Origin of the sequence: Curtobacterium sp. MCLR17_045 (genome assembly GCF_003234405.1) — a bacterium.
Taxonomy (GTDB): domain Bacteria; phylum Actinomycetota; class Actinomycetes; order Actinomycetales; family Microbacteriaceae; genus Curtobacterium; species Curtobacterium flaccumfaciens.
The window spans coordinates 62,988-81,435 of sequence record NZ_QKTB01000016.1; the positions used below are offsets into that span (position 1 = coordinate 62,988).

The 18,448-nt window shown below is 71.7% G+C and carries 17 protein-coding genes; 5 read left to right on the forward strand and 12 right to left on the reverse strand.

All coding sequences use genetic code 11. From position 1 onward, the window contains the following. Positions 1–154: 154 nt before the first annotated feature. Complete coding sequence (locus tag DEJ05_RS11455; RefSeq protein WP_111110454.1) at positions 155–922, forward strand: family 16 glycosylhydrolase; 768 nt, start codon at positions 155–157, stop codon at positions 920–922. Positions 923–935: 13 nt separating this feature from the next. Here DEJ05_RS11455 and DEJ05_RS11460 read toward each other — a convergent pair whose 3' ends face one another. From DEJ05_RS11460 to DEJ05_RS11485, 6 genes are all read right to left on the reverse strand, one after another. Beyond that, positions 936–2,078 (reverse strand): glycosyltransferase family 1 protein, encoded by a 1,143-nt coding sequence (locus tag DEJ05_RS11460; protein WP_111110455.1) that lies wholly within the window; start codon positions 2,076–2,078, stop codon positions 936–938. A 188-nt stretch (positions 2,079–2,266) separates the two neighbouring features. Then, on the reverse strand, positions 2,267–3,118 hold the full coding sequence (gene rfbD / locus DEJ05_RS11465; protein WP_111088169.1) for a dTDP-4-dehydrorhamnose reductase: 852 nt from the start codon (positions 3,116–3,118) through the stop codon (positions 2,267–2,269). Positions 3,119–3,129: 11 nt separating this feature from the next. Then, the gene (rfbB, locus tag DEJ05_RS11470) at positions 3,130–4,116 is read right to left on the reverse strand and encodes a dTDP-glucose 4,6-dehydratase (RefSeq protein WP_071406432.1); all 987 of its coding nucleotides are present in this window, start codon (positions 4,114–4,116) and stop codon (positions 3,130–3,132) included. Continuing rightward, positions 4,113–5,741 carry a glycosyltransferase family 39 protein gene (locus tag DEJ05_RS18405; protein WP_111110456.1) on the reverse strand — a complete coding sequence of 543 codons (1,629 nt, stop codon included), beginning with the start codon at positions 5,739–5,741 and terminating at the stop codon, positions 4,113–4,115. Before DEJ05_RS18405 ends, rfbB begins: the two co-directional genes overlap by 4 nt. Beyond that, positions 5,738–7,297, reverse strand: a complete 1,560-nt coding sequence (locus DEJ05_RS11480; RefSeq protein WP_111110457.1) for a hypothetical protein — start codon at positions 7,295–7,297, stop codon at positions 5,738–5,740. Before DEJ05_RS11480 ends, DEJ05_RS18405 begins: the two co-directional genes overlap by 4 nt. Next, positions 7,287–8,228, reverse strand: a complete 942-nt coding sequence (locus tag DEJ05_RS11485; RefSeq protein ID WP_111029469.1) for a glycosyltransferase family 2 protein — start codon at positions 8,226–8,228, stop codon at positions 7,287–7,289. Before DEJ05_RS11485 ends, DEJ05_RS11480 begins: the two co-directional genes overlap by 11 nt. An 85-nt stretch (positions 8,229–8,313) precedes the next feature. Here DEJ05_RS11485 and DEJ05_RS11490 point away from each other — a divergent pair, with 85 nt between their 5' ends. From DEJ05_RS11490 to DEJ05_RS11500, 3 genes are read left to right on the forward strand one after another with little or no spacing between them, the layout of a single operon-like run. Then, positions 8,314–8,922: a dTDP-4-dehydrorhamnose 3,5-epimerase family protein gene (locus tag DEJ05_RS11490; RefSeq protein ID WP_071406436.1), complete on the forward strand. Its 609-nt coding sequence runs from the start codon at positions 8,314–8,316 to the stop codon at positions 8,920–8,922. A gap of 14 nt (positions 8,923–8,936) precedes the next feature. Next, positions 8,937–9,800, forward strand: a complete 864-nt coding sequence (gene rfbA / locus DEJ05_RS11495) for a glucose-1-phosphate thymidylyltransferase RfbA (RefSeq protein ID WP_111029470.1) — start codon at positions 8,937–8,939, stop codon at positions 9,798–9,800. 8 nt (positions 9,801–9,808) lie between these two features. Further along, on the forward strand, positions 9,809–11,626 hold the full coding sequence (locus tag DEJ05_RS11500) for a glycosyltransferase (RefSeq protein ID WP_181440712.1): 1,818 nt from the start codon (positions 9,809–9,811) through the stop codon (positions 11,624–11,626). A 103-nt stretch (positions 11,627–11,729) separates the two neighbouring features. On the opposite strand, the gene DEJ05_RS11505 is transcribed toward DEJ05_RS11500, so the two are convergent. The 6 genes from DEJ05_RS11505 to DEJ05_RS11530 form a co-directional block, all read right to left on the reverse strand. Next, entirely contained in the window at positions 11,730–12,275 is a 546-nt protein-coding gene (locus DEJ05_RS11505; protein WP_181436756.1) for a DUF805 domain-containing protein, read from the reverse strand. A 50-nt stretch (positions 12,276–12,325) separates the two neighbouring features. Next, positions 12,326–13,180 carry a glycosyltransferase family 2 protein gene (locus tag DEJ05_RS11510; RefSeq protein ID WP_111110460.1) on the reverse strand — a complete coding sequence of 285 codons (855 nt, stop codon included), beginning with the start codon at positions 13,178–13,180 and terminating at the stop codon, positions 12,326–12,328. Beyond that, positions 13,177–14,346 (reverse strand): glycosyltransferase family 1 protein, encoded by a 1,170-nt coding sequence (locus DEJ05_RS11515; RefSeq protein ID WP_220037020.1) that lies wholly within the window; start codon positions 14,344–14,346, stop codon positions 13,177–13,179. Before DEJ05_RS11515 ends, DEJ05_RS11510 begins: the two co-directional genes overlap by 4 nt. Before the next feature lie 74 nt (positions 14,347–14,420). Continuing rightward, positions 14,421–15,578 (reverse strand): glycosyltransferase family 2 protein, encoded by a 1,158-nt coding sequence (locus DEJ05_RS11520; protein ID WP_220037021.1) that lies wholly within the window; start codon positions 15,576–15,578, stop codon positions 14,421–14,423. After that, positions 15,497–16,726, reverse strand: coding sequence for an ABC transporter ATP-binding protein (locus DEJ05_RS11525; protein WP_111022340.1), 1,230 nt, complete (start codon positions 16,724–16,726; stop codon positions 15,497–15,499). Before DEJ05_RS11525 ends, DEJ05_RS11520 begins: the two co-directional genes overlap by 82 nt. Before the next feature lie 3 nt (positions 16,727–16,729). Continuing rightward, the gene (locus DEJ05_RS11530; protein WP_111022341.1) at positions 16,730–17,632 is read right to left on the reverse strand and encodes an ABC transporter permease; all 903 of its coding nucleotides are present in this window, start codon (positions 17,630–17,632) and stop codon (positions 16,730–16,732) included. 189 nt (positions 17,633–17,821) lie between these two features. Here DEJ05_RS11530 and DEJ05_RS11535 point away from each other — a divergent pair, with 189 nt between their 5' ends. Continuing rightward, positions 17,822–18,430 (forward strand): hypothetical protein, encoded by a 609-nt coding sequence (locus DEJ05_RS11535; RefSeq protein ID WP_111038004.1) that lies wholly within the window; start codon positions 17,822–17,824, stop codon positions 18,428–18,430. Positions 18,431–18,448 lie beyond the last annotated feature (18 nt).

An 18,448-nucleotide genomic window follows, 5' to 3' on the forward strand; every position in this document is an offset into this window, starting at 1 on the left:
ACGGCAGATCCTCGCGCAAGCCCCGTGTACTGGGGGTGCTCAGTCGTGTCAACCCCCGGGCGCAGATTGTGGACAGCAACTACCGTGAACGCCGGGTAGCCGAGATCCGGCGTCCGGCATCCACGGGAACGGGTGCGAACAGTCACGTCAGGGAGTGACCGACCTCATGCAGAAGCGCACCACCAGGAGGGCCGCACTCGCCGTCGTGCTCCTCGGAGCAGCACTCGTCGCCGGACCGCTCGGTCAGGGGACCGCAGCGACCGCCAGCTCGGCACCGCTCGGCGACGTCGGGAACTTCAAGCAGACCTTCCGCGAGCAGTTCAGCACCGCGGCCAGTGCGAAGGGCGCCTTCGCCAAGAAGTACGCCAACTCGTGGCAGCCGTACCCGGACGGGACCGGCGGCATGTACTACTCGGGCTCGCAGATCAGCTCGCACAACGGGTACATGGACGTCAAGCTCGACGGCAAGCACGGCGCCGCCGGTACCTTCGGCGCACCGACGGGAGCCTGGGGCCACAAGGGCGGCAAGTTCATCGTCCGCGCCAAGGCCACGGGCGGTGCCGGCAACGGCGCGGCCTTCATGCTCTGGCCGTCGTCCGACCGCTGGGCCGACGGGGAGATCGACTACCCCGAGGCCAACTTCGACCAGCAGCCGATGCTGCACCACCACTCGATGATCGCGGGCCAGGAGGCCAATGCGACGAGCCTGAGCACCGGCGTCTCGTGGCGTTCGTGGCACACGTACTCCATCGAGTGGGTGCCCGGGAAGTCCGTGCGGTACCGCCTCGACGGCAAGGTGATCAAGACGATCACGACCCACGTGCCGAAGACCGCACACCGCTACATGTTCCAGGTGGGCGACTGGGGCGACGCGGGGCACCTGTACATCGACTGGGTCAGCACCTACGCGTACAAGGGCTGACGCGCTCCCGCCGTCAGAGGTCGGCGTGCAGCTGCCAGGTCTCCGCGGCGGAGTCGGACCAGTCGTACATGCGTGCACGGTCCGGCCCCGCCACGGCCAGCCGGCTGGACAGTTGCGGGTCGTTCACGACCTGGTAGACGGCCTGTGCAATCCGTGCGGGGTAGGACTCCCGCGGTGACCGGGCGACGGTGACGCCGGCGTCCGACGCGACCTCGGCCACGGCGGGGTCGTCGGAGTGGATCACCGGGGTGCCGAAGCTCATCGCCTCGATCACGGGCAGGCCGAAGCCCTCGGCGAGGCTGGGGAACACGAACACCGTCGCACGGTCGTAGACCACCGCGAGGTCCGCGTCGGCGATGCGGCCGAGGACCTTCACCCGGTCGCGCGACAGGCCCGCGCGCTCCGCGGTGCCGTACACGTCGACGTCGCCCCAGCCGTCCGGGCCGGAGATGACGAGGGGCACGTCGGCGGGGGCGTCCGGGTGGGCCATCGCCTCGATCAGGGACGCGAGGGCCTTGCGCGGCTCGAGCGTGCCGACCGCGAGCACGTAGCGGTCGGGCAGGCCGAGGCGCTCGGCGCGCAGGTCGGCGTCGATGGGCAGGCGGAGGCGTCCGCTCGGGGCACCGCCGATCACGCGGAGCCGGTCGTCGAACCGGTGGATCTCGTTCAGCGCCCCCGCCACGGCGTGGGTCGGCACCACGACGGCGTCGGCGTGCTTCCACGCCCGCTTCACCATCGCCTTGTGGAAGTGGACGCCGCGCGGCGTGAGGGTCTCGGGGTTGGTCCACGGCACCACGTCGTGCACGGTCACCACGGTCTGCCGGCCCGGGTCCTGGAAACGGTCGTGCTTGACCAGTGGCGCGAGCACGCTCGGCGCGTGCACCATGCCCTTCGCGATGCCGCCCACGAACCCGCCCTGCCAGGCGAGCGACAGCTCACGACGCGGCAGCGGCAGTCGCTGCAGGTCGGACAGTCCGGGCAGGAGCGTCCGCAGGTGCGCCATCTCGTCGGACCCGACGGCGGAGACCACACCCGCGACCTCGCAGCCGCTCGGCGCGTGCTCGACGAGGTGTCGCGCGAGCTCCTCGGCGTAGCGCCCGATGCCGCCCGGCACGGGCGCGACGATCTGGTCGACGATGACGTGGAGGGTGGTCATGGTGCTGTGCTCCTCGTCGTGGTTCGTGGACCCGTGGTCAGGGCCGAGGGCCGGCCCCGCGCTCGGCTGCCCGACACTACCAGGGTGGTCCCGGCGCCCCCTGGGCGCGGTCGGTGGTCGGACAGGAGGCGCGGGTCGGGTCCGCGGTGTGCGGAACCCGACCCGCGCCTCCCGGTCGAGAGCCGTGCCTACGCCGTCAGCGCACCCGCCGCGACCGCAGCGTGCAACGCGTCGCGCCAGTCGCGCATCGGCGCGAGTCCGGCACGCGACCAGCCGTCGTGGCCGAGCACGCTGTACGCCGGGCGCGGCGCCGGCCGGACGAAGGCGGCGCTGTCGGTGGGCAGCACGCGCTCCGGGTCGAGCCCGAGTTCGCGGTAGATGGCCTGCGTGAAGTCGAACCAGGAACCCTGGCCGGCGTTCGTCCCGTGGTAGATGCCCGCGGGGGCGTCCCCGTCGACGAGCTCGACGATCCGCGCGGCGAGGTCGCCCGTCCACGTCGGCTGGCCGACCTGGTCGGTGACGACGCTGACGGTGTCGTGCGACCCCGCGAGCCGGAGCATCGTCGCGGCGAAGTTCGGCCCGTGCGCGCCGTAGATCCACGCGGTGCGGACGACGTACGAGGTGTCCGGGGCGATCGCGCGCACGAACGCCTCGCCGGCGGCCTTCGTGCGGCCGTAGGCGTTGATCGGGTCGGTCGGGGCGTCCTCGGCGTAGGGCGCGGTGCCGTTGCCGTCGAAGACGTAGTCGGTCGACACGGTGACGAGCTTCGCGCCGTGGCGGACCGCGGCCTCGGCCAGGAGCTTCGGCCCCGTCGCGTTGACCGCGTGGGCGTCGTCCTCGTGGTCTTCCGCGTCGTCGACCTTCGTGTAGGCGGCCGAGTTGATCACGACGTCGTGCCCGGCGACGGCGGCGTCCACCGCGGCCGGGTCGGTGATGTCGAGGTCCGCCCGCGACAGCGCGGTGACGTCGCGGCCGGCGAGTGCGGCCTGGAGGTCCTGGCCGAGCATGCCGGCGGCGCCGGTGATGAGGTACCTGGTCACGGTGTGCCGGTTCAGCTCAGGGCCGCACGCTGCTTGAGCGGCTCCCACCAGGCGCGGTTGTCGCGGTACCACTGCACGACGTCGGCCAGGCCCTGCTCGAACGGCACGAGCGGCTCGTAGCCGAGCTCGGCCTGGATCTTCGAGATGTCGACCGAGTAGCGCAGGTCGTGGCCGAGACGGTCGGCGACGCGGTCGACGTACGACCAGTCCTTGCCGGTCGCGTCGAGCAGCAGCTGCGTGAGCTCCTTGTTGGTCAGTTCGGTGCCGCCGCCGATGTTGTAGATCTCGCCGGCGCGGCCACGGGTCAGGACCATCGCGATGCCACGGGTGTGGTCGTCGACGTGCAGCCAGTCGCGGATGTTGTTGCCCTCGCCGTACAGCGGCACGTGCACGTCGTCGATGAGGTTGGTGACGAAGAGCGGGATGACCTTCTCGGGGAAGTGGTACGGCCCGTAGTTGTTCGAGCAGCGCGTGATCGAGAGGTTCAGTCCGTGCGTGCGGTGGTAGCTGCGGGCGAGCAGGTCGCTCCCGGCCTTCGACGCCGAGTACGGCGAGTTCGGCTCGAGCGGGCGCTCCTCGTCCCACGAGCCCTCGCTGATGGAGCCGTAGACCTCGTCGGTGGAGACGTGCACGAAGCGCTCGGTGCCGTGGCGGAGCGCGGCGTCGAGCAGGCGCTGGGTGCCCACGACGTTGGTCTCGACGAAGATGCCGGAGTCGCGGACCGAGCGGTCGACGTGGGACTCGGCGGCGAAGTGCACGATGGCGTCGACGGTCGGGACGACCTCGTCGAGCTTCGCGGCGTCGCGGATGTCGCCGTGCACGAAGGTGTAGCGGGGGGAGTCGGCGACCGGGGCGAGGTTCGCTTCGTTGCCGGAGTAGGTCAGTGCGTCGTAGACGACGACCTCGGCGCCCTCGAGGCCGGGGTACGCGTCCTCCAGCGTGCGGCGGACGAAGTTCGAGCCGATGAAGCCGGCTCCTCCGGTGACGAGGATCTTCACGAGTTCTCTTTCCTGACGGTCGGTTCGTGGGTCGGCGGCGATTCTAGCGGGCCGCTGGTGGGGTCGGCGGGGTCGGCGGCGTCGGCGGGGTCGGCGGCGTCGGCGGGCTCGGCGGCGGTGGCGGGTGCTCCCGGCTCGGCGACGGTGCGCCACACCAGGACGACGGTCGCGACGGCGGCGGCCGCGAACACGATGGCGACCAGCAGGATCGCGAACGGCCCGGCGACTGCGCCGCCGGCCATCGCGGAGATCCCGCCGGGCGTGATGCGGAACTGCGTGTTCTCCCACCCGCCGCGGTAGGTCAGGCCGATGCCGTACGTGCCGATCGCGAGCGAACCGACGACCGCCAGCCGGGCCAGGCGTCGGCGGAGCTCCGGACGGACGACGAGGGTGTGCCACGCGACCGCCTGGGCGAGCACGAGCGCGACGACCGCGACGAACAGGAACCGGCCCTGCAGCCCGTTGCCCTGGTGCGTGCCGAGATAGTTCCGCCAGTTGTAGGCGAGGGTCGCGACGAGGACGACGGTCGGCCAGACGAGCAGGATCGTGGTCACCCGGCGGCCCGGAGCCCGGCGGGCGTACGACCACCCGATGACGGCCAGTCCGACGACCGCGAGCGTGTCGATGACCATCGACGGCAACGGCCACTGGTTCGCACCGAGTGCGCCGAAGAACGAGGCGGTCAGGCCGTCCCACTGGCGCCCGGCGAACGCCCCGGGGTTCGCACCGCCCGCCGGGTACGGCTGCACGGTCGTGACGGCGCGCAGGGCGTCGGGCAGGAGCGTCCCGCTCACGAGCAGCGTCCGCACCCACCACCAGCCGGACACGGCGACGGCAGCGAGGACGACCACGCCGGCGTGCAGGGCCCGGCGACCCCACGTCCGGCCCGGTGCCAGGGCGGACACGAGGACGACGAACGGGATCGCCAGGAGCCCCAGCGCGTTCAGGGCCGCCAGCCCGGTGACGGCCACGGCGAGCCCGGCGGTGGTCCACCACGAACGGTCGCCGGTCAGCACGCGTGCGCTCAGCCAGACGAGCACCGCGCCGAGCAGGACCACCGGTGCCCACACCGTGACGCCGGAGATGACCTGCGCCAGCTGCGGGACGGCGAAGAGCAGGACCGGGGCGACGAGTGCCGTGCGGGGCGAGCGGGTCACCCGACGGACCGTCGCCCAGACCAGGACCGGCAGCGCGGTGACGAGCAGCACGTCGAACACGCGGAGCACGAGCACCGAGGTCGCCCAGTCGTGCGAGCCGAACCGGATGACGCGCAGGATCCCGGCGGCCACCAACCAGTACGTCGGCGGGTTCTGGGACATCGGGTCGATCGCGGGGGAGTCCCCGGGCACCGCCGCCAGCAGCGCGTCGACCGTGGGGCGGTCGACGGCCGGTGCCGGGTGCTCGACGATCTGCCGCACGGCGGCGAGGTAGTGCATCTCGCCGCCGTGCGGCCAGCCGAGTCCGAGCGCGAGGCGGAACGCGGCGTCGACGTGCGCGGGCTCGTCGGGTGTCCCGAAGGCCGGGGTGACCAGGGCGAAGGTCAGCAGGAACGCGAGCCAGGCCAGCGTCACGGTGCCGAGCAGGACCCACTCGTGCCGGCCGACGAGCGGTCGCGGGGCGCTCACGCGGGGACCTCTGGACGGCGCATGAACCGGACGAGCAGCACGGCGGTGACGGTCAGTGCGACCGCGGCGACGGCGACGAGGGTGAAGTTCGTGCCGGCGGGGACCATGCCGTAGCGGTCGAACCGGCCGACCGCGAACTCGTCGACCCAGAAGGCGGCGTCGCGCCCGAAGGCCCGCAGCGCGTAGACGACGCCGTACAGCGCGATGGCCATCGCCGCGATCGACATCCCGACGGCGAGCCGGGTGGTGCCGGCTGCCGTCACGGTGACCCGGCGCCAGGCGAGGGCGCTGAGGGCGATGAGGGCGATGAGCGTCGGGTAGTAGTAGCGCCCCTGGGTGCCGGCGACGATGGTGCTCCGGACGTACCCGCCCCACCCGCTCTGCAGGTGCAGGGCGATGAGGATCACGGGGAACGACGCCAGCACGATCGCCGGGCGGAGCGACGGGCCGCGGCGGAAGCCCCAGACGACGATGCCGACGATCGACGCGATGGTCAGCCCGTCGATCAGGACCTGGGCGAGCTGGAACTGGGTGAGACCGCCGACGCTGCCCCAGAAGGTGCGCGTGACGCCGTTCCAGTAGTCGCGGAGGAACACCTCGGGGCTGGCAGCGGTGCCGGCCGGGAACGGCATCGGCGGACGTGCGCCGGCCATGCCGTCCGGCTGGATGTCGCGGTACACGAGGATGTTGCGCAGCCACCACCAGCCACCGACGACGGCGGCGAGCCCCAGGGTCCACAGCGTCCGGAGCGCGTTCCGCCAGACGGTCGCCCGGGTGCAGCCCGCGGCCATCACGGCGATGCCCACGAACGGGATCGCGGGGAGCGCGGTGCCCTTGACGAGCAGCATCGCGCCGAGCAGCAGCCCGATCCAGATGGTCGTGCGCACCCGCAGGTCGCCGGTGAGCAGTCGCACCACGAAGTACACGAGCGCGCCGGCCAGCGGCAGCATGAGCGCGTCGTTCGTGACCGAGGTGCCGATCGAGGCGACCTCGGGCAGGGCGAACACCGCGGCACCGCCGACCAGGGCGGCCCGTGGTGACCGCGTCAGCCGACGCACGGTCGCCCACGCCAGGAACGGCAGCGGCAGGACGAGCAGGGCGTCGAACAGTCGCAGCATCATGACGGCGAGGTCCCAGCGGAGGTCCTCGAAGTGCACCAGCTGCAGGACCCCGGCGGCCAGGGCGTAGTACGTGGCGGGGTGCTGCGACATCTGGTCGATGCTCGTCGGGTGCACGCCCGGGAACTCGCGGAGCAGCTCGCCCCACGTCTGGTTCACGTCGGTCGACTGCCGCATGTTGCTGATCTGGGTGTCGTGCACCGCGTTGAGGTAGTGCATCGCGCCGGGCGCCGGCCAGCCGTCACCGATCGCCAGGTGCAGCACGGCGTCGACGTGGGTCGGCTCGTCCGGGGCCTTGTACGTCGTGGTGACGACGGCCCAGACCGCGAGGACGGCGGCGAAGGCCACCGTCAACGCGATCACGAGGATGCGCTCGCGCCGCCCGACCGCGGGTCGGACGTCGGAGCGCGACACGGCCGGGGCCGTGTCAGTCGCCATACCGCTGCAGTTTCTGCAGGTCGAGCTGCTCCTCGGCCAGCGTGCGGTTGAGGCGGGTGAGGTCGGCCACGACGCCGATGACTATGGAGAGGAGCGCCGTGATGAGCAGGACGACACCGAGGATGATCGACTGCAGGTGGTTGCCGCCGGTCTGCATCGCCAGGAGCACCAGGTAGCGGATGAGCGGCCAGAGCCCGAGCGCACCGAGCACCGCGGCGACCCAGAGGAACAGGGCCATCGGCCGGTACATCAGGTAGACGCGGGCGATCGCCGAGCCGGACTCGAACATGTGCTGGAAGATGTTGTTGAAGAGCCGCGACTCGCGGGTCTTCGGGTTCGTCGTGATCGGCACCGACGCGATCGCCAGGCGCTTGTAGCCGGCCTGCACGATGGTCTCCATGCAGTAGCTGAAGCGCGTCACGATGTTCAGGCGGATGAGCGAGTACTTCGAGTACGCGCGGAACCCGCTGGCCGCGTCGGGCAGGTCGAGCCCGGCAGCGCGGCTGGCGACCCACGAGCCGAAGCGCTGCATGATCTTCTTGAAGCCGGAGAAGTGCTCGATGGTGCGCGTCTGCCGGTCGCCGATGACGATCTCGGCTTCCTTCCGGAGGATCGGCTGCACGAGCTCGGCGATCTGTGCCTGCGGGTACTGGTTGTCCCCGTCGGTGTTCACGACGATGTCCGCACCGTGCAGCAGCGCGTAGTCGACGCCGTCACGGAACGAGCGGGCAAGGCCCATGTTCGTGGTGTGGTGCACGAAGTGCTTGACGCCGTGCTCCTTGGCGACCTCGACGGTGCGGTCCGTGCTGCCGTCGTTGATCACCAGGATCTCGATCTCGTCGATGCCGTCGATCTCCCGCGGGATGGAGTCGATGACGCTGGCGAGGGTGTTCTCCTCGTTGAGGCAGGGGATCTGGACGAATAGCTTCACGGGCTCGCTTGGTCTCGTTTCGGGAGTCGGCAATGCGCAGAACCATGACAGCCTATGCGAACTCACGGCTTGCTAGGCTTCCCCGGTGCAGATCCGCGAACTGAAGATCCCTGGCGCGTGGGAGTTCACGCCCGTCCAGCACGGCGACGCACGAGGAGCATTCCTCGAGGCGTACCGCGCCGACGTGCTCGAGGAGACCGTCGGTCACCCGCTCGACCTCCGCCAGGTGAACATGTCGATCTCCGCGGCCGGTGTCGCCCGCGGCATCCACTACGCCCTCGTCGCACCGAGCCAGGCGAAGTACGTCACCGCCGTGCGCGGGGCGTTCATCGACTACATCGTCGACATCCGCGTCGGGTCCCCGACGTTCGGCCAGTGGGACTCCGTCCGGATCGACGACGTCGACCGCAAGGCCGTCTACCTGTCCGAGGGGCTCGGCCACGCGATCGTCGCGCTCGAGGACCAGTCGACCGTGAACTACCTGGTCAGCGCGCACTACAACCCCGAGCGTGAGAAGGGGATCACGATCCTCGACCCGACGGTCGGGCTCGACCTGCCCGAGGGCCTCGGCGAGCTGGTGCTGTCCGAGAAGGACACCAGCGCCCCCACCCTCGAGGAAGCCGCGGCACAGGGCCTGCTGCCGACGTACGAGGAGTGCGTCGCGTACACCGAGTCGCTCCGGACGAAGAAGTAAGGGACGGGACACCGATGAAGGGCATCATCCTCGCCGGCGGTTCCGGCACGCGCCTCTGGCCGATCACCAAGGGCATCAGCAAGCAGCTCATGCCGATCTACGACAAGCCGATGGTCTACTACCCCCTGTCGACCCTGATGATGGCGGGCGTCCGAGAGGTGTTGGTCATCACGACGCCGGAGTACAACGACCAGTTCCGGGCCCTGCTCGGTGACGGCTCGGCGCTCGGCATGGAGATCCAGTACGCCGTGCAGCCGTCCCCGGACGGTCTGGCGCAGGCCTTCGTCATCGGCGAGGAGTTCATCGGCGACGACAGCGTCGCCCTCGTCCTCGGCGACAACATCTTCCACGGCACCGGCCTCGGCACGAACCTCCGGAAGAACACCGACGTCCAGGGTGCGACGATCTTCGCCTACCACGTGGCCGACCCGAAGGCGTACGGCGTCGTGGAGTTCGACGACGACTTCACCGCCGTCTCCATCGAGGAGAAGCCGGCCGAGCCGAAGTCGAACTACGCCGTCCCCGGCCTGTACTTCTACGACAACAAGGTCATCGAGATCGCCAAGACGATCGAGCCGAGCGCCCGCGGCGAGCTCGAGATCTCCACGGTCAACGAGCGCTACCTCGAGGCCGGCGAGCTCGGCGTCCAGGTCCTCGACCGCGGCACCGCGTGGCTCGACACCGGCACGTTCGAGTCGATGATGCAGGCGTCGGAGTACGTGAAGGTCATCGAGGACCGTCAGGGCTTCAAGATCGGCTGCATCGAGGAGATCGCCTGGCGGAACGGCTGGATCGACGACGCGCAGCTCGCCGAGCTCGCCGCGCCGCTGGTCAAGGGCGGCTACGGCGTCTACCTGCAGCGACTCCTCGGCGTCTAGCTCCGCACGTGACCCCCGCCCCCGGTTGGTTCGGTCGACGCCGCCGTCCGGATGCGACGGCCTCCCGCCACCCCGGCCAGGAGGCCCGTCCCGCGTCCGCGACGGCGGCGGCCGTCGTTCCCGTCACCGGGTTCCCGGACCCGCTGCCGCGGCTCGACCAGGACGTCACGGTGCTCGTCACGACCCGTTCGGACCGGCACGCCGAGGTCGCCCGACTCGTGTCGGTCGCCCGTGATGCCTTCGGTCGTGGGGTCGACGTCCGCGCCGTGAGCTACGTCGCGGACGCCTCGCCGGTCGACCCGTTCGGCCGTCGCCTGCCCTGGGTCCGACCGGAACCCGTCGACGGCCTCGGCTCGGCGATCAACGCCGGTGTCGCAGCCGGTGCGGGCCGGACGCTCGTGGTGGTCGACACCTCGGTGTCGGTCGACGTGCCGGCGCTGCACGCGCTGGCGGCGGCGGGCTCGGTCGCGCAGGCCCGGGTCCGGTCGCCGGACGGCACGCTCCGCTCCGGCGCTCGGCTGCTGCGCCCCGGTGCCCTCCCGTGGTCGGACGACCGCGCCGACACCGTGACCAGCGTCGACACCGTCTTCGCGGCGGACCAGCCGGTGCTCTCGGTGCCGGGGGCGGCGCTGCTGCCGGCGCCGTGCCTCCCGGACGAACGCATGACCCTGACGGCCTGGAGCCGCGCGGTCGCCGATGCCCACGGCGGACCGGTGCGCGTCGTCGGCGAGGCGACCCGCTCGGTCGAGGCCGGCCGCACCGTCGACGCCGCGACCGTCGACGCGTTCACCGCCTGGCGCGACCGCGCTTCCCAGGGCGACGGTGTCGTCGCCGGACCGCCGCTGCCGCCCTGGGGCGCCCGGCCGGTGGCCCCGGCCGCGCGGGTGACCGGCGGTGACGCCGAACACCTCACCTGGTCGCTCAAGATCGCTGCGCCCGCCGGCCCGGAGGGCGACGGCTGGGGCGACGTGCACTTCGCCGCCGAGCTCGCCGGGGCACTCGAGCGGCTCGGGCAGCGGGTCCGGATCGACCGACGCGACGCCCACGTGCGGGACGACGATGCCTCGGACGACGTCACCCTGGTGATCCGGGGCCTCGACCGGGTGCCGCCGAACCCGGCGTCGGTGAACCTGCTCTGGGTGATCAGCCACCCCGACGACGTCGCCGACACGGAACTGCGGTCGTTCGACGCGGCCTTCGCGGCCGGGCCGGTGTGGGCAGCCGCAGCCGCTGCGCGTGCGGGCGTGCCGGTCCGGACCCTGCTGCAGGCGACCGAGCCGACGGTGTTCCACCCGGTCGCGCGCACGGCGACGAGTCCCGATGCCGACCACGTGGTGTTCGTCGGGTCGACCCGCGGCGCCGCGCGACCCATCGTGTCCGACGCGGTCGCGCTCGGTGCCGATCTGCGCGTGCACGGTCCGGGCTGGGGAGAGGTCGTCCCCGCGGAGTCGCTCGGCGAACCGTCGCTGACACGGGCCGAGGTCGCGGCGGCCTACGCCTCGGCGCGTGTGGTGCTCAACGACCACTGGCCCGACATGGCCGCCGGGGGCTTCGTGTCGAACCGGGTGTTCGACGTGCTGGCGTCCGGGGGAGTCGTCGTGACCGACCCGGTGGCCGGGCTGTCCGACGTGCTGGACGTCCCGACGCTCGCGGTCGCGCGCTCCCGTGACGAGTTGGCCGACCTGCTCGAACGGGCGCGCGCGTGGCCGTCGGCTGCCGAGCGGGCCGCCGTGGCCGAGCGCATCGCCGCCGAGCACTCCTTCGACGCCCGCGCTGCTGTGCTGCTCGAGTCCGCGCGCGCCACCCGCGCCCGCCTCCGCTCCTGACCCGGGCCGCAAAACACCGGTGTTCGTCCTCGGAACACCCGCATTCCGCGGTGCGATCGACGAACACCGGTGTTCCGCGGGCCGACGCGGCGCCCCCGGGCGGCTACGCGGCGCGGTGGGCGACGGGGAGCTCGGCGCCGGACGGCTCCGGGTCCGGGGCCGACGGGAGCGTCGGGCGCCGACTGCGGCGCAGGGCACCGAGCAGCAGGAACAGATCCAGGATCGGGAAGCCGCCGAACAGCGCGATCCACGCCGGCGAACCGATGTCCCGGAGTCGTCGCGCGCCGAGTGCCAGGTTCGGGATGGCCGTCAGCACGCACCACACGAACAGCACCCACTGCGACGGCGGCCCCTGGGCGACGACGTGCCAGCCGTCGGGGCTGCCGTTGAGGCTCAGGACGGACTGCCCGATCCCGAGGAACCCGGGGGTGTTCTGGAAGGTCGACATCGAGTCGTCGGCGTCCGGGATCCCGGTGGCCATCGGCACGAACGTCACGACGAGCCAGACCACGAGCACGTCGACGGCGCGTGCCCACCAGAACTCGGCCCGGCTCGCACGGGCACGGCGGAACGTGAACGCCCCCGTCCAGTAGCGGCGGGCGGCGTCGATCGGGCCGCAGCCGAGCCAGGGTTCCGGGTCGCGGTGCACGGCGCCGAGCCTAGCGGGGTCGCGCACGGCCCCGCAGGCCCCCGACCGGGCTACTTGCGAGTGACCCAGCGGGCGCGGAGCGACAAGCCCGCGTGCAGCACGACGCGCAGGGGCCAGAGCCACCACGCCCGGTACTTCCGCGACAGGAACCGGTAGGCGCTCCGGTGGTGCTCGATCTCCATGCGGCGCCGGTTGGACGACGTCGAGTGGGCTCCGGTGTGGGTGACGACCGCCGAGGGCACGTACACGTTCGCTCGTCCCGACCGACCGACGCGCTGCCCGAGGTCGACGTCCTCGAAGTACATGAAGTACGACTCGTCGAACCCGTCGAGCTCACGGAAGAGCGACGTCCGGATGAGGAAGCACGCACCGGAGAGCCAGCCGGCCTCGCGCTCGACGACCTCCGTGGTGGACCAGTACCGCTGGCTCCACGGGTTCGCCGGCCAGAACCGCGAGAACGCCGCGTGGCCGAGGCCGGTCCGGAGCGAGGGGAGCTGCCGGGCGGACGGGTAGGTCTCGCCCTGGTCGTCGAGGATCCGGGGGCCGAACGACCCACCCGACGGCAACCGGTCGGCGGCGGCCACGAGTTCGTCGACCGAGCCCTCACCGAGCACGACGTCGGGGTTCGTTACGAGCAGGAACTCCGGGCGCACGTCCGGCAGCACGTCGTCGAGGGCGCTCAGGGCCGCGTCAATCCCGCCGCCGTAGCCGCGGTTGCCACCGGAGGACACCACGACGGCGCCGTAGGACTCACCGATCGCCCGGAGTGCGTCGATGTCGGCCGAACCGTTGTCCGCGATGACGACGGCGACCGGGTCCTTCGAGGCACCGGCGACGCTCGCCAGGAACGGCCGGATGGTCTCGCCGGTGTTGTAGGTGACCGTCAGCACCGCGACCCGGATCACCGCGCACCTCCGGCGACGGACTCGTAGGCCTCGACGTGCACGGCCGCGGTGGCCTCCCAGGTGAACGAGGAGGCCCGCGTCAGCGCCGCCGCACGGTGCGAGGCTACAAGCGCGGGATCGTCCAGCAGCGCCGTCATCGCGGACGCCAGCGCGGTCGCGTCGGGCTTGCTGTAGACGGCCGCGTCACCGCCGACCTCGGGCAGCGACAGCCGCCGGGTGGTCAGGACGCACGCGCCGGAGGCCATCGCCTCGACCACGGGCAGCCCGAAGCCCTCGCCGAGGGACGGGTAGACGACGAACTCGGCACCGCCGAGGAACCCGGCGAGGTCCTCGAGTGGCAGGTAGCCGGCCTCGATGACGTGGTCGGTGGGCTGCAGGGCGTCGAGCCGCGCGATGGCCGCCTCGTCCCAGCCGCGGGCCCCGGACAGCACGAGCCACGGGGTCTCCGCACCCGGGTGACCGTCCGACCCGGCAGCCGCACGCGCGGCGCGCACCGAGGCGTACGCGTCGAGCAGCGCCGTGACGTTCTTCCGCGGTTCGATGGTGCCGAGGAACGCGATCCACGGGGCACCCTCGGGCAGGGTGGCGGCGATCCGGGCGTCCTCGACCGCGGCGACGTCGGGCTCGTGGAACACCGTGCGGTCGACGCCGAGCGGTGCGACCCGGACGTCGGCGCGGATGCCCCGCACGACCCGGGCGGCCTCGGTCGCGGTCGCGGCGCTCGGCACGATGACGACTGGTCGGGTGCGCAGGGACCGGCGGCTCCACCAGGTGAAGAAGGTGCGCTTCAGGCGCGAGTGCCACTCGGGGTTGGAGAAGAACGTGGCGTCGTGCAGCGTGACGACGGACCCGCCGCGCCAGCCGAACGGGAACGTGTAGTGCGGGGAGTGCAGCACCTGCGCCCCGAGCCGACGGCCGAGCGCCGGCAGCCCGGTCTGCTCCCACAGGAACCGCAGCGGCACCGAGTCGGTCCAGCCCGGCGCCGTGTGCACGGTCGCGTGCGGCGCGACGGCGGCGAAGTGCGGAGCGTGCACGGGGCGGACGACCAGGTGGACGTCGAGCGACGGGTCGGTCAGGTGGGACACGACCCCCTCGACGTAGCGTCCGACGCCGCCGAGCGCCTGCGGTACCGCGGTCCCGTCGACGAGGACGGTGAGCTGCGGCACGCGTGGTTCCTTCCGGGCGGGGACGTCGTGGCCGGGGCCGTCGACGGGGGAGTGTCCAGGATAGCCCGCTGCACTCATGCGCCCGGGTCCACGCTGCGGCGCGGGACGGACGCGCGCCGGGTCTCGCGCAGCCGGCGCGCGAGGTGGACCGGCAGGGTCCCCGCGACGTCCGCGAACGCCGTCAGGACGAGCCGCGCCTCCCGGCGGGTGCGACCGGAGGCCAGCCCGCGCAGGCCGCGCACCAGGGTGCGGACGCTCGCCCGCACGACGGTCGGCCACGGGGCGTGCCAGAGCGCGACGACGATGCGGTTGCGCGCGTTCCGGAAGACGAACAGGTCGCTCTGCACGCCGGACGACGCCGAGTGGTCGTGCTCGACGACCGCGTCGGCCGCGTGCTCGACGCGCCATCCGCGGCGGCGCAGCCGCCAGGCGAGCTCGGTGTCCTCGTAGTACATGAACAGGGACTCGTCGAGCAGGCCGACGTCGTCCAGCGCCGTTCGGCGGAGCGCGGACGCGCCGCCGGAGAACCCGAAGACGTCGACGTCGGCGACCCGGTCGACGGGCGCGAACCAGTCGCGGTCCATCCCGTTGCCGTCGCGGTCGACACGGACGCCGGTCGAGTTGAGCCGGACCTCGCCGTCCGCCGACGGCGTCCAGCGACGGCCGTCGTGGTCGCGCAGCACGCGCTGGCCGGGGGCGGGCTCCACCCCGGCCGGGAGGCCCGTCCAGCGTCCGGCGAGCACGATTCGGCCCGTCACCGCGGCGACCTCGGGCCCGGCGTGCGCCAGGTGGTCGCGGAGCGCCGCGACGAAGCCCGGTGCGGGCACGGCGTCGTTGTTCAGGAGCACGACGACGTCGGCGTCCGTGTGCCGGATGCCGGTGTTGGCACCGGCCGCGAAGCCGCCGTTGTCGTCGCGTGCGATGACGGTGGCGTCCGGCAGGGCACGGCGGAGCACCGCGACGGAGTCGTCGGACGACCCGTTGTCGACGACGATGACGTCGTCGGCCGTGCCCTCGTCGAGCACGGCGCGGACGGCCGCGGTTGTCAGGTCGGCGCGGTTCCAGTTGACGACGACGACCGCGGTGCGGAGCGTGCCGTCGGTCCGGGGCGTCCCGTCGGCGCGGGCCCCGGTGTCGCCGTCGTCCGGGGTCAGTCGAGCTCCTCGATCGAGGGTTCGGCGTAGACCGTGCCCACGGCGTGCTCGAACCCGGGGACCTCGAACGAGTCGCACTCCGGCATGTCGTGCAGGTGGCGCCCGGCCGAGTCCATCATCGACACGTTGATGAAGTACTTGCCGGTGCCGAACGCGGTGTCGGCGATCCGCAGGCGGAGTTTCCGGCGACCGTGCAGCGGCTGCAGTTCGAGGCCCATGATGCCGGTGGTGGTGCCGTAGACGACCTGGCCACCGGCGTTGTTGATCTGGACCGCGGCCTCCCAGTCGGCGATGCCGTCCAGGTGCTCGAACTCCATGTCCACGACGAGGTCGTCGCCCGGCATGACCTCGGCGCGGGGCTCCTTGCCGTCGACGCGCACGCTCGCGCCGATGACCTTGCCCCGGCCGACGGCGACGTCGGTGCTGAGCTCGCCCTGACGGCGTTCCTCGAGCACCTCGCGGAACATGCTCACGGCCTGGACGGGGTCACCGTCGTGCAGCACCTTGCCCTTGTTGAGCAGGACGACGCGGTCGCACATCTCCTGCACCTGGCTGAGGGAGTGCGTGACGATGATGATCGTCTTGCCGGCCTCCTGGAAGGTGCGGATGCGGTCGAGGCACTTGCGCTGGAAGGCCTCGTCACCGACGGCCAGGACCTCGTCGACGAGCAGGACGTCGGGGTCGGTGTGCACGGCGACGGCGAACGCGAGCCGCACGTACATGCCCGATGAGTAGAACTTCACCTGGGTGTCGATGAAGTCCCCGATGCCCGAGAACGCCAGGATGTCGTCGAACTTCTCGTCGGTCTGCTTGCGGCTGAGGCCGAGGAGGCTCGCGTTGAGGTAGACGTTCTCGCGGCCGGACAGGTCGGGGTGGAACCCCGCGCCGAGCTCGAGCAGCGCGGCGAGGCGACCGCGGCGGGACACCGTGCCGGAGGTCGGCTGGATGATGCCGCCGATGGCCTTGAGCAGGGTCGACTTGCCGGAGCCGTTCTGGCCGATGAGCCCGACGGTCGAGCCGGCCTGGATCGACACCGTGACGTCGTCGAGGGCCCAGAAGTCCTGGCGGTGCTTCCGCCCGGCGCGGCCGAGCGTGACGATGCGCTCGCGCAGGGTGTTGTCCTTGCGGACCGTGAAGCGCTTGCGGACGTGGTCGATGACGATGACGTCGGGACGCTCGGCGGTCTCGCCGGCGGTCGTCGGGGCGACGGGGGTGCTGATGGCCATGGTCTAGAGCTCCTGCGCGAAGTTGCCCTGCAGGCGGGAGAAGATCCGCTGCGCACCGATGAGGCAGAGGAGACCGATCACGAACGCGATCCCCAGCCGCAGCATCAGGTGGTCCGGGTACGTGACGTCTGCCGGGTCGTGCAGCCAGATCGCGTTCTGCAGGCCGAGCACCGACAGGGTCAGCGGGTTGTTCGTGTAGAGGGTGAGGAGCCAGTCGGCGTTCACAGTCGCGACCACGCGCGAGTACGAGTAGACGATCGGCGAGGCCCAGAGCAGGACCATCAGGCCGACGTCGATGACGAACTGCACGTCGCGCAGGTACACGTTGAGCGCGGACAGCACCAGGCCGATGGCGGCGCCGTAGACCAGGATCACCGCGAGCGAGGGGATCAGGTAGACCAGACCCTCGTGCCACGGGAAGACGCCGATGACGACCGTCGCGGCCAGCAGGATCGCGAACTGGATGGTGAAGTTCACCAGGGCCGCGCCCACACTGGCGAGCGGGAAGACCTCGCGCGGGACGTAGACCTTCTTGATCAGCCCGGAGTTGCCGACGATCGAGCCGGTCGACCCGGCGACGATCTCGCTGAAGAGCGTGTAGGCGGTCAGGCCGGTGAAGACGTAGATCGCGAAGTTGTCGATGCCGTTGGCGGCGCCGAGGACCTTGCCGATGACGAAGTAGTAGATGAGCAGCTGGGTCAGCGGGCGCACGAGCGTCCACACGAACCCGAGTGCCGAGTCCTTGTAGCGGGCCTTCAGGTCACGCCGGACGAGCATGCCGAGCATCTCGCGCTGCCGGAAGACGTCGCGCAGCTCACGGAAGGTCCCGCGGAAGGCGCTCGTCGGAGCGCCGATCACGACGAGGGGTTCCTTCGCGAGCGCGGTCATGCGGGCTTGGTCGACCATACGTCTCTTCGTTCGTGGGGGCAGGACCGGAACAGCATACTCACCGGGCCCGCGGGACGGGGTTGGGCGACGGTCGTCGTGCACCCCGAGTGGGGGTGATTCCGGCCGATCCAACCCTCAACCTTCACTTTCGAGTTACCGTTGTTGCAACCCGGACCCTTGTCAACATCCACAGGACGGCCCGTCAGCATGCTCCTCGCATCCAGGCCGATCGCTGCGTTCGCGGTGGTCGGTGCACTCAGTCTCCTCTTGGCCGGTTGTTCCGGTGGTGGCGACGACGCCACCCCGTCGCCGTCCGCGTCCGTCTCGCGCACCCCGAGTGCGACCCCGACGGACGACGACTCGGCGACCTCGGTCCCCACCGACGCGGCCTCGACGCCGACCGACGGTGGGTCCGACGACGGTGACGGCGACGACGCCGGCGCCTCCGACGACGACACCCCCGGTGCGTTCCCGGGCAGCGGCGCGACGAACCAGCCGGACACCGACCCGTCGGAGTACCCGGCCACGTCCGTCGTCACGTTCGCCGGCTGGGACACCGGCTCGAAGACCCTCCAGGCCGGTGGCCTGGTCTCCGGTACGACCGACACGAGCGGGAAGTGCACCTTCACCGCGACGAAGGACGGCGTCACCCGCACCGCCACGAGCACCGCACAGGCGAGTGCCTCGTCGGTGAACTGCGCGCAGGTGTCGTTCCCCGCGGCGAAGGTGTCGAGCGGCACCTGGTCCGTCACCCTGACCTACGCCGTCGGCTCCGCGTCGACGACGTCCGACCCCCTGACCGCCGAGGTCCCGTGATGCGCACCCCCCGCACCC

Bases quoted from the DNA above. Each gene is read 5' to 3' on its own strand.
- DEJ05_RS11535 (WP_111038004.1), top strand. From the start codon at position 17,822: ATGCTCCTCGCATCCAGGCCGATCGCTGCGTTCGCGGTGGTCGGTGCA.
- DEJ05_RS11530 (WP_111022341.1), bottom strand. From the start codon at position 17,632: ATGGTCGACCAAGCCCGCATGACCGCGCTCGCGAAGGAACCCCTCGTC.
- DEJ05_RS11460 (WP_111110455.1), bottom strand. From the start codon at position 2,078: ATGACCACCCTCCACGTCATCGTCGACCAGATCGTCGCGCCCGTGCCG.
- DEJ05_RS11525 (WP_111022340.1), bottom strand. From the start codon at position 16,726: ATGGCCATCAGCACCCCCGTCGCCCCGACGACCGCCGGCGAGACCGCC.
- DEJ05_RS11480 (WP_111110457.1), bottom strand. From the start codon at position 7,297: ATGGCGACTGACACGGCCCCGGCCGTGTCGCGCTCCGACGTCCGACCC.
- rfbA (WP_111029470.1), top strand. From the start codon at position 8,937: ATGAAGGGCATCATCCTCGCCGGCGGTTCCGGCACGCGCCTCTGGCCG.